Consider the following 13,034-nt stretch of genomic DNA (forward strand, 5'->3'; position numbering starts at 1 on the left):
TGGTGTTAAATTAATGGGTTTTCGTTAGAATATTTTATACACTTTTCAAGTTTCACTGCTGCATCGGTAAGCTTGGCGATATCTGAAGCTGTCATGCTTTTGTTAGCCAGCGCATCTGTAATTCGCCGTTGAATTTCTATACGTTGCTCAATATACCAAACAGAAGGTAGCGTTTTTTTCCAAACACCAGCAGTTTTTTCAGTTATGCCAATAATCAATGCGGCCTCTTTCTGCGTTTTGCCTGAACTCAACAACAACGCAAACTGGCGGCGCTGTTCAAGTGTTTTACTGTTTCCCATAAACTAATGTAATAACAATCCTGCAACAGTTTAGTTGCTTTATTATTTGTCCACAGTTATCTTAGAGCACATAAGGACTTGCAATTAGACAGAGCCGCACGGCGAATAGTATGAAAAGATTAATCTTTTGCCGCTACTACTGCCCATTCACTTCCAATCCCCAATCTTTCCCCTTATCCACAGCAGGCACCCCTTTGCTCATCCAAACAGGCATGGGGTCGCCTTTTAGGTAATGGCCGAAGAACTGCGCTTCGCGGATGCTGATGTCTTTGCGGTTTTGGCGTTTTACCAGGTTGTGTGCCTCGTCGTTGTATTGCAGCAGCCAAACCGGTTTGTTCAGTCGGCGCAGGGCGGTAAACATTTCTATACCCTGGTACCATGGTACGGCACCGTCGGCATCGTTACTCATTACCACTACAGGCGTTTGTACTTTCGGGAACTGGAATAGCGGGGAGTTCTCAATGTAGAGTTCCGGCTTTTCCCATAGCGTGGCGCCAATACGGCTTTGTGTTTTCTCGTACTGAAACTGGCGGTTCACGCCGCTTTCCCAGCGAATGCCGCCGTAGGCCGAGGTCATATTGGCAACGGGTGCACCTGCCCATGCTGCTGCGTACATGTTGGTTTGGGTAATGAGGTAGGCCACCTGGTAGCCGCCCCAGCTTTGCCCTTGTATGCCTATGTGCGCACCATCAACCCAAGGGTTCTTCTTCAAAGCTTCCACACCCGAGTTTACAAACTCTACCGCCGAAGCACCCGGATGCCCTTTGATGTAGCTGATATCCGGAGCGAAAACCAAATACCCATTACTCACGAACAACGAGATAGGCAGGCGCGATGGGGTAGGTGCCGGTGGAACGTAAGCATACAGCCCATCGCTCAGTTTCTCGTAGAAGTAAGCTATCATGGGATATTTCTTATTCGGGTCGAAGTCCTCGGGTTTGTAAAGGATGCCTTTTGATTTGTAGCCTCTCGGCGTTGTCCATTGCACCAGTTCGGCGGTGCCCCAGTTATATTCGGCCTGCTGCAGGTTTATGCTGCTTAGCTTGGTCTCCTTTTTCAAGTCGGCAGAAATGTACAGATCAGGCGATTGTGTGTAGCTCGATTTGGTATAGACGAAAGCCTCTGCATTTTTTGCCTTCAATAGGCCGCTATAGCTCATTGGTGCTACCACAACCTTCAGCGGGTCGCCATCTGTACCCAGGGTTTTGGTGTAATAACCCCATTGTTTGTTTTCGTCGTTTTGTGCTATCAGCCAAAGCTTCTTCTTAGGGTCTATAAATTTATCCTCAGGGTCGGTGGCATTATAGCGAAACTCTATTTTATTTTGCCTGCCATAGCGGTTAGTAAAGTTGGTGGCTCGGCCGGTTCCCGGATCAATGGCCCAGATGTCGTAGCGGTCGTATATCAGGACTGTTTTATCGTCTTTTTCCCAACCGCCCAGGCCATAAGCGCCCGGGTCATCGGGTACATCGTTTAGCTCATCGCCCAATTTTACACCCAGCGAGGCGGTCAGGTTCAGCTTTTTGCCTGTGGTAATGGCATAACAGTACCAGTTCTGGGTCTTCGCATCGAACCACACCACGTAGTTACCACCCGGCGAAATACGGTAGCTGGCTTTAGCGCGGGCATTGATGCGCTGGCGTTCGCCTGTTTTTACATTGATCAGGAAAGCTTCCTGCTGGCCGCCGCCTTCCCACTGGGTTTGTATGCGTGCGCCGGTATCGCTCAGTCCCAAAACATAGCCGCCATCGTTATTATCGGGCACCATTACTTCGCGGATGTTCTCGTCGCCCAGTTGTATAACTTTCTCTTCGGCGTACGACGGACGCACTACAGCGAGGTAGCTGCGCTTAAGCTCGCGCTGCAGGTTTTTTAGCTGGTAGGGTTGCAGGTAATCGTCCTGGTAATTCCATATATCGAGTTTGGCGTGTTCAAATTCCACCAGCGTGGTATCCGCAGGTTTGGGGATAGGGGCGGTGCCGAAGAACAGGTTGTTGCCATTCTTGCTGAAGTAAACGCGCCCGTCGCCGCTGGCGGCCCAATGGCGGCGCATACCCGCTGTGCCCTCTGCGGCAAGTACTATGGCGCTGTCTTTATCTGTATTATAGTAATAAAGCTTAAAAGGTTTCACCAGGGCTTTCTCGGGGTTCTTCTCGGCCGTGAAGGCCAGTTGCTTTCCCGCATCATCAAACGTAAGGTTGCGGTAATTGCCACGCCCGGTACTCACGGCTTTTAGGCTATCCTTTTCAATATCATAAACGAACAAGCCCGAAACCACGTTCTTCGACTTCTTTGGAGCCGTTACCGAGAAGGCCAGCAGTTTGCCGTTCTTACTCAATATGTAATCGCTCACGTTTTTAAACGTGCGCTGCTTACCGTTCGTTAATTGCTTAAGTGTAAGTTCGGCACCTTCTTTTACAGGTGGAGCTATTGTATTGGCAACTGCTTTTTTAGAAGTATCACCCGCTGCCGGTGTTTTTACACTATCAGCAGGGGAGAGGTAAGCAATTACCGAAGCCTTTTCTGCGATTTTGAACGACCGCACGGCCGGCACTTTCTCCACTGCTTTGCGGGCAAGCGTAACGATACCTAAAGTATCTTTAGGAAACTCCGCCGGCTTTTTCTTTTTAATTTTTGCCTGGCGGATGTCTTTATAAAATGGGCGTATCAGCATCACGGCATATTTTGAATCTGAAGTGAGCCTTGCCGTATCTGCCCGCGGGATGGTGAAGGGGCTTTTATTCTTCGCATCGGTAATTACTAGGTCTGCATCGCCTTCCTGCGGTTTTACTACGTAAAGCACCCATTTGCCATCGTTACTGATGCTTTGGTTGGCTATGTTCTGCCACCCATCGTAAACCGATTGATCGAGCGGTTTTTTGGATGTTTTTTGAGCGAATGCGGTAGAAAATGAAAACAGGAATATTGTCGGCAGCAGTAATTTTTTCATAGCGGGGTGGTAAACCTTAAAGATGCTAAAATTTGCTGCCGATAAGGGTTTGAAATGAAAAAGTTACAGGATAATTAAACTGCGTAGGGCTTTGCAACATTATAATATCTATCTTTATTCGCTTTAATTTTTAATTAAATTTCATGACTGATAATTCGTCCTCACAACGTTATGCCATGCACTTGCAAGGCGGCGGCGAGATGGGGAAATTGATACGCGAATTTGACTGGGCATCAACCTCTTTAGGTAGCCCCGACAAATGGCCGCAAAGCCTTTTAACTACCGTTAGCACAATTCTTAGGTCTAAATTCCCCATGTTTTTATGGTGGGGCCCCGAACTTATACAATTTTATAACGATGCTTACCGCCCAAGCCTGGGTGTGAACGGCAAGCACCCTACAGCGCTTGGGCAGGCCGGTGCCAAATGCTGGCCCGAGATATGGCCGGTTATTGGCCCTGTGGTTACCGGGATAATGGAGGGCGGCGAAAGTACCTGGGAGCAGGACAGCCTGGTGCCTATTTACCGCAACAACCGCATTGAGGAATGCTATTGGACCTTTAGTTACAGCCCTGTGATTGGCGAAGATGGCACACCGGCGGGCGTACTTTCGATATGCTTTGAAACTACAGACAAGGTACAAAGCCACAAGCAGGTTATAGATGCTAAAAAGGAACTGGAGTTTGCGGTAGAGGCCGGCGAACTGGCCACCTGGGACCTTAACCCCCGCACTAACCGCTTTGTGGGCAATGCGCGCATAAAAGAATGGTTCGGGCTGGATGCCCACGAGGAAATTGAATTGCCCCTTGCCATAAACGTAATGGCCGAGGAAGACCGCGAGCGTGTAAACAATGCGATAGCCCAGGCTCTAAAGAGAGGCTCGGACGGGAATTATAATGCCGAATATGCCATCATCAACCCGAAAACAAACGTGCGCCGCAGGGTAAAGGCTATTGGCAAGGCCGTATTCGATGACGAGGGTAATGCCTTGCGCCTGAGCGGTACCTTGCAGGATATTACTGAAGAGCACGGGCTGCAGCAACGTAAGGATGAGTTTATCAGCGTGGCCAGCCACGAGTTGAAAACGCCTATTACCTCGCTAAATGCGTCGATGCAAATATTGCAGAAGCTGATAAAGACCGAGGAGGTTAGCGATAAAATAAAGCTGTTTGTAGGGAAGGCCGGCAATAACCTTAGCAAACTGGTGCACTTGCTCGACGACCTGCTGAATGTGACCAAACTGCAGCAGGGCCAACTGGCGCTCAACAAAACCCGCTTTAACCTGGGCGACCTGATAACCGACAGTTGCGAACACCTCAGCCAAACCGACGACCATAAAATAAATATCAGCGGCGAGCAAGACGTAATGGTTTATGCCGATTACCGCCGTATAGACCAGGTGCTGGTGAACCTGGTGAACAATGCCATAAAATATTCGCCACAGGCCAACGAGGTGGATGTTACCTTTGGCCGCGAAAATGGTAAGGCCGTAGTACACATTCAGGATTATGGCATTGGCATCCATCCCGAAAAACTACCGCATTTGTTTGATAGGTATTACCGTGTTGATGGTTTGGGGCACCAGTTTTCGGGCCTGGGCTTAGGCTTATACATCAGTGCCGAAATTATCCAGCGCCATGATGGGGAGATAAGCGTAGAGAGTGAGCGGGGTAGCGGTAGTATATTTACGTTTACGCTTCCGCTGGATTAAGGCCTTTTTGTTTAAAAAATATTTAGATCACATAGGGCTGAACAGCGCTAATAATATAAATGCCAGCATTATCAACAGGCATATTTGTATAAACAAAAGGGCGGCAAAGTAGTACCAGCGGTATTTATTAGCAGGCTCTTTACTGCGCATACTTTTGATGATATAAATTAACCCAACCGGTACAGCAATGAATACTACCAGCCCCAATAAGGAGATAAGTATGTTGCGCGCCGTTTCGGCTGCATCTGTATCTGGTAGATAAGTAAATACCACCGACAGAAGCATTATTGCCACAAAGCTATAGGAACCAATATGGTAAAAACGCCTTCCCCTGTTATACAATGGGGTGGTGTGGTTATCTAAAGTGCCCTTTTCTTGCATGGGGCTAATATATAATTTTTAATTCCCTCCAAACAAACCGCTGCTTAGCTTATTATAGGCTATAGCATGGCAGCATCATCCCACAAAACCATATACGCGGCACTGGCGGCCAATTTATTAATAGCCGTTACCAAATTTATTGCAGGCGCTATAAGTAACAGCGCGGCAATGATAGCCGAGGGCGTGCATTCGCTGGTTGATACCGTTAACGAGCTTTTGCTACTGTTAGGCTTACACCGCAGTAAAAAGAAACCCGATGCCTCGCATCCCTTCGGTTATGGTAAGGAGCTTTACTTTTGGTCGTTCATTGTATCTATCATGATATTCGGTTTGGGCGGGGGGATATCTATTTACCAGGGAATAGCACACATTATTAAACCCGAAGAAATGGGCGACCCGACTGTAAATTACATCGTGCTTGGGTTATCTATCATCTTCGAGGGTACCTCGCTTATCATCGCCATCAAACAATTTAACCAGGTACGCGGCACCACGCCCTTTTGGGAGGCGGTTGTTAAAAGTAAAGATCCATCGAGCTTTTTGGTTCTGTTTGAAGATGCCGCCGCCGTGGCGGGATTGTTTATTGTAATGATATTCGTATACCTCAGTCACGCTTTTAATAAGCCTTACCTTGATGGCGTTGCCTCGTTATTGGTTGGTTTGATATTGGTGGTAGTATCGGCAATTTTGGCAAGAGAGAGCCGCAGTTTGCTGATGGGTGAGGGCGTTTCTTCTACCACCCGCGATAAAATATGCCATTTGGTAGAGGGTAACGAGCAGGTTATCAAAGTGCAACACATACTGTCTACTTATCAATCGCCAACCGAAGTACTGATGATGCTCATTGTTGCCTTTAAGGAAGATATGGACACTGGTGAGCTGAACGTGGCTATCGACCGCATACGCGACCAGGTGAAGGCGGAGTTTGAGTTTGTGCGCTTTATTATGATACAGCCCGAAAGCGTAGAACACCACATGCTCTGGAACGACGATAGCCATTGATGTTGCAACGTTTTGTTTAGCTTTGCCATACCCAACACGGGCATCGCCTCATGAAAAAACTCAAACAAATTATAGCCAATGTAAAGTCGGCCGATGAAGATACGGAAGGCTACAACGACTTGCTTTGGCAACTGATATGTTACTCGCCCAAAATGCCCCTGCGTTTGCAGCAGCAACAATTGCTTGATGATGCCGAAAGGTTTACCTTGCAGGCTTGCGATGAGCATTTTACCCATACCAACCTCAACTTCAATGGTTTTAAATGGGGGAGCGGGGCACGCAAAATATTCATCACCCATGGCTGGGGTTCTAAAGCTGCCGACTTTATTGACCTGATCACCGCCCTACGCGATATCCCCAACACCACTATTATTACCTATGATGTGCCGGGCAACGGGAGTTCGGAGGGAGAATTATCTAACGGAGCCTTGTTTATGGAGGCAGTTAAAGCTGTAATTGCCGAATACGGCACGCCCGATGTTTTGATCGGCCACTCGATAGGGGCCATGGCCAACGTAATGGCTTTGAATGCTGTGGGCGCTGTACCGAATTTGCTGGTGAGCATTACCCCGTTGATGCGCTTGAAAGAGAACTTTGAGATCAGTATGAATGCAGTGGGTGTACCTGCCGAAAAGCAGTTGGCTTACTTCGATGGTTTTGCAGCGCTGGTTGGCAACCCGGCATCGTTTTACGATACCGATAAGTTTTACAAATTTGATGATGGCTTGAAGCACCTACTGCTTTATGACGAAGCAGATACGGTTTCGCCTTTCGTTTTCATGAAGGCTTTTATAGATACCAGGCCCTTCATAAGTACATTAAACCACACAGGTGCCGGGCATGCGGGCATTTTAAAGTCGCCCCGGGCCGTTGCGGATATTGTTGCGGAGGTGCGACAAGCATTGAATGGCATAAATGCTTAAATTTGTGTATGCCCGATAGCTTAGCTGCACAATATCCAAAAATATACCTCTACCGCAGGGTGGTGCAGGCCAAGCTTTTTATAGATGAGCATCACGCCCAATCGCTCAACCTCGGCAACATTGCCAACGAGGCCTATTTCTCAAAATTCCATTTTATTCGGCTGTTCAAAGCTACTTATGGCAAAACCCCGCATCAATATTTAATGGCAGTGCGCATTAACCGTGCACAGGTATTGCTTAAGCAGGGGATGCCGGTAACAGAAGTTTGTTACGCCATCGGTTTCGATAGTATCAGTTCGTTCTCAGCCCTATTTAAGCGCATCACTAAATTATCACCATCTGCCTGGCAGCAAAAAGAATTGCAGCGAGATGCAGAGATGAAAAGCAAGCCAAGGAATTTTATACCGAATTGCTTTGCGGAGATGAATGGGTGGTAGGGAATGTCCCCGATAAAACTAATTGCCTAATGCAAGACGGTAATACTTAGCCGGGGATTGCCACGCCGCTCTTTCGCGCTTTTTCCTTCCCGCCGCGGCTCGCAATGACCGGGGGGGATATTTTCGCAATTTCCAACAACTCCATTCCGTTCTCAAATCCGACCTTTACCTTCATCAAAACAAAAACAATATGATCACCAAATTAAACCACGTCAGCATATTTGTGCTGGATCAGGACAGCGCCTACGATTTTTATGTGAATAAGCTCGGCTTTAAAGTACATACAGATGCCAGTATGGGACCAGGAATGCGCTGGCTTACGGTAACCCCACCCGAGCAACCCGAACTGGAAATAAGCCTGATGGCCATTGCCGAGGGCATGATGTTCAAAGCCGAAGCTGCCGAGCAAATGCGCAATTTGGTGAGTAAAGGTACTTTCGGTTTTGGCGTGTTCGAATGCAACGACCTGCTGGCTACCTACGAAGAGCTAAAAGCAAAAGGCGTGGAATTTACTAAAGAACCAACCCGGGAGTTTTACGGCTTCGAGGCCTTGTTTAAAGACGATTCCGGCAACTGGTTTTCACTGGGCGAAAAAGCTAAATAGTAAATAGGCGAGTGTCTGTAAAAAATAGTGGCTATAAAAGTATTTTCTTTGCGGTCTTTGCGCTTGTCACCATGCACATACTTTGCGCGCTTTGCGGTTAATTAACGCCTATTTCGCTATGATCTTAAACTCAGTGCGGCGATTCTTGGCGCGGTTATCGTCGGATGTATTTGGCACTATCGGGTCGGCTTTGCCGTAGCCTTTGTATACCAAGCGCGATGCATTGATGTTGCTTCCTGCAAGGTACTGGTAAACGGCCTTGGCCCGGTTTTCGGAAAGTAGCTGGTTGGCCTGGTCGTTACCTATATCATCTGTATAGCCCGATATCTCGATGCGTACGGTAGGGTTCAGCGTTAAAAACTCGATCAGCTTTTGCAGCTCAGATTTCGATTCTACCTTCAAATCGAATTTGTTGGTATCGAAGAAGATATTCTTTAAGATAACCTTGCCGCCAACTTCGATAGGGGAAAGCAGAACCGAAATATTGAAGGCCGTTTTTGGCGCATGCCCCACCAGCGAGAAGTTATCCGAATAAAATAAATAACCCTGCCGCGATATATTCAGCCCGTAGTTTTTGCCCGCTGCCAGCGTGGCCAAAAACTCGCCGGCATCTTCGCTGCTGTAATCCTGGTATACGGGCATGTTCTTTTCCAGGTCCATTATCTCTACAATAGCCTCCAGCGGTGCTTTGGTTTTTATGTCTTTAATATCGCCCTTTACATAGGTAACCACGTTAGGCCGCAGGCTTACGGGCAGCTCGAACGTGTAAATATCATAGCCGCCAAAGCCGTTCAAGTTATCCGAAGCAAAAAAGGCGTAGGCCCCGTTTGCGGTAAGCGTAAGCCCGTTCTCATCGCCGGCAGAATTTATGGGCGAGCCCAGGTTTACCGGCTTTTGCCATTTGCCATCTTTTGCTTTGCGGGTGATGAACAGGTCTTTATTTCCCATACCGGGCCAGCCGTTACTGCAAAAGTAAAAGGTGCTATCATCGGGGTGGATAAAGGGCGATTGCTCATCGTAAATGGTATTTACGTTTGGCCCCATATTCTCGGGTTCGCCCCAGCCCTTATCCGTTAATTGCGATTTCCATATATCGTAGCCTCCGTAGCCGCCTTTTCGGTTGCTTACAAAATAAATAGTACGGCCATCGGCACTGATCGAGGGTTGTGCTTCCCAACCGGTAGTGTTTAAAGGTGCTGCCAGGCTAAAGGGTTTTTCCCAGCCATCGCCTTTCTTCTGCGCTATATAAATATCGCAACGGCCCTGTCCATCGGGCCGGTTACAGCCGGTGAAGAACAGGTATTTGCCATCCTGTGATATCGACTGTGCGCCCTCGTTATAGCTGGGCGTATTGATGGCATCGCTCAGGTAAACCGCTTTTTTCCATTTGCCGTCCGCTTTATCGCTTTTATAAAAATCTTCGTTATTGTTTATTTTGCGGGTGAATATCAGTGTGCTTTCGTCGGCTGTAGCTACAGGCAGATACTCATCGAACGGGGTGTTGATCTCGGGGCCCATATTAACCGGCGTAAAGGGCACGGGGTGTTTCAATGCCTCGATACTAAACTCGCAATCGCGCAGCAATTTACGGGCAAAGGCCTCATTTTGCGCGGTCAGGTTAGGGTAGGTAATATATTTTTCGAGGTGAAGTTTGGCGGGTGCGTACTGTGCATCGGTAATTTCGGCCTCGCCCACTTTAAGGTATATGGCGCGGTTATGCTCCGGTTCCAGCTCAATAACCTTCAGGTAATGAGGGATGGCCTCTTTGCTGCGTCGTTTCAAGCGCAATACATCGGCTAACAGGGCATGCGCCTCCACAAATTTTTTATCGGCGCTTACGGCTTTCTCCAGTTGCATAATGGCATCGTCATACAAATGCTCATCAACACTTTCATTGGCCAGCGCAAAATTTTTAATGGCCTCCCTGTCCGTAGTAGAATACTGCCTTTGCTGGGCAATTAAACTTGCGGGGAAAAGTAAAACAATTAAAACGAGGGAATAAAAAAAGCGCATTAGGTAACTGATACGTTAAACCATACGCTAAGTTACACAATTAGGGAATATTTAGGTACTTATGTGTTTGTAAAGAAATTTCCCATTGCGGGTTGTTCATTACGTACTCTACAATAAGTGGCGACATCTCCTTATGCTTGCTCCACTCGGGCTGTAAAAATAGCTTGCAATCGGGCGCTACCAGTTTGGCATTGTGCTCGGCAAATTCAAAATCCGATTTATTGAATATGATCACCTTCAACTCGTGCGCTTTATCGGCCACGTTCTGCATGGGCGATTTGAATTTTTTTGGCGAAAGGCATATCCAGTCCCAATCGCCCGAAAGCGGGTAAGCGCCGGATGTTTCGATGAAGGTTTTAATACCTTCTTCGTGCAGTTTGGCCGTCAGATAGTCGAGGTTGTAAATAAGTGGTTCGCCGCCGGTTACTACCACCGCTTTTGATGGGTGCTTTTTGGCATTTTCCACTATGGTGTCAGCATGGGTGAGCGGGTGCATTTCGGCATCCCAACTTTCCTTAACGTCGCACCAATGGCAACCCACATCGCAGCCGCCAAGGCGGATAAAATACGCGGCCTTACCTGTATTGTAGCCTTCGCCCTGTATCGTATAAAACTCTTCCATTAAAGGAAGCAATGTGCCATCTTCCGGAACCTGGTGTGCCATAATTAAGGGTGCAAAAGTACGCTTTTAAGCCGAAAGCTTAAAGTGCAAAGCCAAAAGTGATATTGAGGTGATGAAAGAATATTTAAAACAAAGAAACATAATTACTTACGCCTCTTTTAAATATCATAAATAGCTTTTAGCTTTATATTGTCAGCTTTAACCATAAAAGGCCTATGAAGAAATTATACATCCCGTTTATTTTCTTGCTGTTAATGTGCTTTTCGTCGTGCGTGGATATTGAAGAACGTTACGATTTTAAGCCCGACGGTGCCTGCAACGTGGTTTATGGCTTCGATATGAGCAAGGCGGTATCGGTATTGACCAACCTGCTAACAGATTCGGTACGCGATACGCCGCAGTTCAGCCTCGCTAAAGATACCGTGCTAAATTATTACACCGCCCTGCCCGACAGTGTTACCCAAAAGATGAATGCCGACGAAGCCAAAATGGCACAGGGCAGCGAGCTTGGCGTAAAAATGGACCTGAAGAACAGCGTAATGAAGGTGAGCATTATGCACGATGCCAAAAACGCTGCCGACCTGCAATACTACCTGCAACATATCAACAGCCTATCGATGAACGGCGAACTTCGGCGCGTTACCAACTCTAAAGAAACCGCCAATTTTGACGCGCAGCCGCTATTGGCCGGCCAGGGTTATTACAATTATGAAATAACGCCGCACAAATTCTACCGCATTATTGATAAGGATAAATTCAACGCCTTCCTGAAAAAGGTGGGCAGTAAATTTGCCATGGCCAAAGCTATGCTGATAGATATGCCCTACAAGGTGGTTTTAAACTTTGCCAAACCCGTAAAGAAGGTAGATAATTCTAAAGCGGTACTATCTGCCGATAGAAAAAGCGTTACCCTGGTAACCAGCATGGATGAGGTGATGAAAAACCCCGCGCTGATGAATTTGAAGATAGATTTTTAGCTAAAAGTTTTGAAATCGGACCTCGACCTTATTATTGAATTTTACGAAGAAGAAAAACGGGCACTGGAGCAGGGGATAAAGGAAGCTCTTGCAGAGCGTGACTACGAAGAAGTTTATTATCGTGGTGAGGCTTTAAACAGCGTGGAGGGGCAACTCCATCGTATGAATTCGTTGAAGGATCCTTTGTACGAGAAAAAAATGCAAATCTCAAGACTAACCGAATCTGCGGAAGGCATGGGAATTGATGATCGTCTAAAAGAATATTTCATGGAAGCGATCATGCAAACCATAGCTAATAAAGAGCGGTCATTAGAAGAACTATTAGAGCGTAAGGCTGAGTTAATAGACACACAGGAGTTAGATGATGCCTTATTCTGGCTTTATGAGCAAAAATGCAGAGCCTTCGGGTTTTGCTTTCCTCATCGAGATGGTAGTTTATGCCTGTTATTTGAGTTAACAGCGCAGAAAGTTCTTTTGATATCTGTAGATGTAAAAGATATCACATCAGACTATGATCCTGAAGACCTGGAAGAAAAACAAATACACCTTTTTGAAAATTTAGGTTTCCGTTACGATCATCAAAAGGGCTCGTTGGTATATAAATATGACATGAACAATTTCAAAGGAGCTTGGGATATAAAGATCATGCTGAGCCGCATAGTTTATGATATTGGATATTTTGGGCAAGATAAACAAGGCACCATTGAGTTTTACGATTAGTGTATGAAGTGGCATTCCATTGAAGGCATCGTACCTAATTGCGAGCCATTTATAAAGAAAGTAAAGGTTGACGGCAAAAGTATTTGCCTGGTAGGGTATGAGGGGGAGGTGTTTGCCTTAGGTTCGGTATGCCCGCATGCGCGGGAAGACTTGAGCCGCGGCTGGTGTGCCGATGGTAAACTGGTTTGCCCCGTGCACCGTTTTTCGTACGACCTCCATACCGGCAGAGGTAGTCCGGGCCAGAACGATTACGTGGACAGTTACCCCGTTAAAATTAAAGGCGAGGTAGTTTATGTGGGTGTCGAATCCTTTTTTGATAAGCTAAAGCAAGCCTTTAAATAACGGAAATCAATGCTGCAATACGCGGCGATATTGCATTGTAATTGAAATACTTGTG

The 13,034-nt window shown here is 46.9% G+C and carries 13 protein-coding genes; 8 read left to right on the forward strand and 5 right to left on the reverse strand.

The genetic code is table 11. The annotated features are described in order from the left end of the window. Window positions 1-5 precede the first annotated feature (5 nt). Window positions 6-299: a helix-turn-helix domain-containing protein gene (locus tag BC343_RS01545; protein ID WP_078345956.1), complete on the reverse strand. Its 294-nt coding sequence runs from the start codon at window positions 297-299 to the stop codon at window positions 6-8. Window positions 300-435: 136 nt separating this feature from the next. Continuing rightward, window positions 436-3,249 carry an alpha/beta hydrolase family protein gene (locus BC343_RS01550; RefSeq protein ID WP_078345957.1) on the reverse strand — a complete coding sequence of 938 codons (2,814 nt, stop codon included), beginning with the start codon at window positions 3,247-3,249 and terminating at the stop codon, window positions 436-438. A 143-nt stretch (window positions 3,250-3,392) separates the two neighbouring features. Here BC343_RS01550 and BC343_RS01555 point away from each other — a divergent pair, with 143 nt between their 5' ends. Continuing rightward, window positions 3,393-4,958 (forward strand): PAS domain-containing sensor histidine kinase, encoded by a 1,566-nt coding sequence (locus tag BC343_RS01555; RefSeq protein ID WP_078345958.1) that lies wholly within the window; start codon window positions 3,393-3,395, stop codon window positions 4,956-4,958. Window positions 4,959-4,985: 27 nt separating this feature from the next. Here BC343_RS01555 and BC343_RS01560 read toward each other — a convergent pair whose 3' ends face one another. After that, entirely contained in the window at window positions 4,986-5,339 is a 354-nt protein-coding gene (locus tag BC343_RS01560; RefSeq protein ID WP_078345959.1) for a hypothetical protein, read from the reverse strand. Between the two features lie 66 nt (window positions 5,340-5,405). On the opposite strand from BC343_RS01560, the gene BC343_RS01565 reads away from it, so the two are divergent. The 4 genes from BC343_RS01565 to BC343_RS01580 all read left to right on the forward strand — a co-directional run bounded on the left by BC343_RS01565 (window position 5,406) and on the right by BC343_RS01580 (window position 8,305). Further along, on the forward strand, window positions 5,406-6,341 hold the full coding sequence (locus BC343_RS01565) for a cation diffusion facilitator family transporter (RefSeq protein ID WP_078345960.1): 936 nt from the start codon (window positions 5,406-5,408) through the stop codon (window positions 6,339-6,341). Window positions 6,342-6,391: 50 nt separating this feature from the next. Beyond that, window positions 6,392-7,264: an alpha/beta fold hydrolase gene (locus BC343_RS01570; RefSeq protein WP_078345961.1), complete on the forward strand. Its 873-nt coding sequence runs from the start codon at window positions 6,392-6,394 to the stop codon at window positions 7,262-7,264. Between the two features lie 8 nt (window positions 7,265-7,272). After that, window positions 7,273-7,701, forward strand: a complete 429-nt coding sequence (locus BC343_RS01575) for a helix-turn-helix domain-containing protein (RefSeq protein ID WP_078345962.1) — start codon at window positions 7,273-7,275, stop codon at window positions 7,699-7,701. A gap of 190 nt (window positions 7,702-7,891) precedes the next feature. Then, window positions 7,892-8,305: a VOC family protein gene (locus BC343_RS01580; RefSeq protein WP_078345963.1), complete on the forward strand. Its 414-nt coding sequence runs from the start codon at window positions 7,892-7,894 to the stop codon at window positions 8,303-8,305. Between the two features lie 108 nt (window positions 8,306-8,413). Here the strand turns inward: BC343_RS01580 and BC343_RS01585 are convergent, their stop codons facing one another. Then, a complete protein-coding gene (locus BC343_RS01585; RefSeq protein ID WP_078345964.1) occupies window positions 8,414-10,318 on the reverse strand; it encodes an OmpA family protein in 1,905 nt (634 codons plus the stop codon). Between the two features lie 40 nt (window positions 10,319-10,358). Then, window positions 10,359-10,982, reverse strand: a complete 624-nt coding sequence (locus BC343_RS01590; protein WP_078345965.1) for a 7-carboxy-7-deazaguanine synthase QueE — start codon at window positions 10,980-10,982, stop codon at window positions 10,359-10,361. A gap of 173 nt (window positions 10,983-11,155) precedes the next feature. Between BC343_RS01590 and BC343_RS01595 the strand changes: the two genes are divergently transcribed. Genes BC343_RS01595 through BC343_RS01605 form a run of 3 tightly spaced genes read left to right on the forward strand, consistent with a single transcriptional unit; the run spans window position 11,156 to window position 12,979 of the window. Beyond that, window positions 11,156-11,917 (forward strand): hypothetical protein, encoded by a 762-nt coding sequence (locus tag BC343_RS01595; RefSeq protein ID WP_078345966.1) that lies wholly within the window; start codon window positions 11,156-11,158, stop codon window positions 11,915-11,917. Window positions 11,918-11,926: 9 nt separating this feature from the next. Next, the gene (locus tag BC343_RS01600) at window positions 11,927-12,637 is read left to right on the forward strand and encodes a hypothetical protein (RefSeq protein WP_078345967.1); all 711 of its coding nucleotides are present in this window, start codon (window positions 11,927-11,929) and stop codon (window positions 12,635-12,637) included. 3 nt (window positions 12,638-12,640) lie between these two features. Next, the gene (locus BC343_RS01605; RefSeq protein WP_078345968.1) at window positions 12,641-12,979 is read left to right on the forward strand and encodes a Rieske (2Fe-2S) protein; all 339 of its coding nucleotides are present in this window, start codon (window positions 12,641-12,643) and stop codon (window positions 12,977-12,979) included. Window positions 12,980-13,034: the final 55 nt, after the last annotated feature.

Source organism: Mucilaginibacter pedocola (assembly GCF_002013915.1).
In the GTDB taxonomy this organism is placed as follows: domain Bacteria; phylum Bacteroidota; class Bacteroidia; order Sphingobacteriales; family Sphingobacteriaceae; genus Mucilaginibacter; species Mucilaginibacter pedocola.

What these genes read in the sequence shown, in the direction of transcription:
- BC343_RS01555 (WP_078345958.1), top strand. Translation starts at nt 3,393, where the DNA reads ATGACTGATAATTCGTCCTCACAACGTTATGCCATGCACTTGCAAGGC.
- BC343_RS01545 (WP_078345956.1), bottom strand. Translation starts at nt 299, where the DNA reads ATGGGAAACAGTAAAACACTTGAACAGCGCCGCCAGTTTGCGTTGTTG.
- BC343_RS01570 (WP_078345961.1), top strand. Translation starts at nt 6,392, where the DNA reads ATGAAAAAACTCAAACAAATTATAGCCAATGTAAAGTCGGCCGATGAA.
- BC343_RS01575 (WP_078345962.1), top strand. Translation starts at nt 7,273, where the DNA reads ATGCCCGATAGCTTAGCTGCACAATATCCAAAAATATACCTCTACCGC.
- BC343_RS01605 (WP_078345968.1), top strand. Translation starts at nt 12,641, where the DNA reads ATGAAGTGGCATTCCATTGAAGGCATCGTACCTAATTGCGAGCCATTT.
- BC343_RS01585 (WP_078345964.1), bottom strand. Translation starts at nt 10,318, where the DNA reads ATGCGCTTTTTTTATTCCCTCGTTTTAATTGTTTTACTTTTCCCCGCA.
- BC343_RS01590 (WP_078345965.1), bottom strand. Translation starts at nt 10,982, where the DNA reads ATGGCACACCAGGTTCCGGAAGATGGCACATTGCTTCCTTTAATGGAA.
- BC343_RS01565 (WP_078345960.1), top strand. Translation starts at nt 5,406, where the DNA reads ATGGCAGCATCATCCCACAAAACCATATACGCGGCACTGGCGGCCAAT.
- BC343_RS01560 (WP_078345959.1), bottom strand. Translation starts at nt 5,339, where the DNA reads ATGCAAGAAAAGGGCACTTTAGATAACCACACCACCCCATTGTATAAC.
- BC343_RS01580 (WP_078345963.1), top strand. Translation starts at nt 7,892, where the DNA reads ATGATCACCAAATTAAACCACGTCAGCATATTTGTGCTGGATCAGGAC.
- BC343_RS01595 (WP_078345966.1), top strand. Translation starts at nt 11,156, where the DNA reads ATGAAGAAATTATACATCCCGTTTATTTTCTTGCTGTTAATGTGCTTT.
- BC343_RS01550 (WP_078345957.1), bottom strand. Translation starts at nt 3,249, where the DNA reads ATGAAAAAATTACTGCTGCCGACAATATTCCTGTTTTCATTTTCTACC.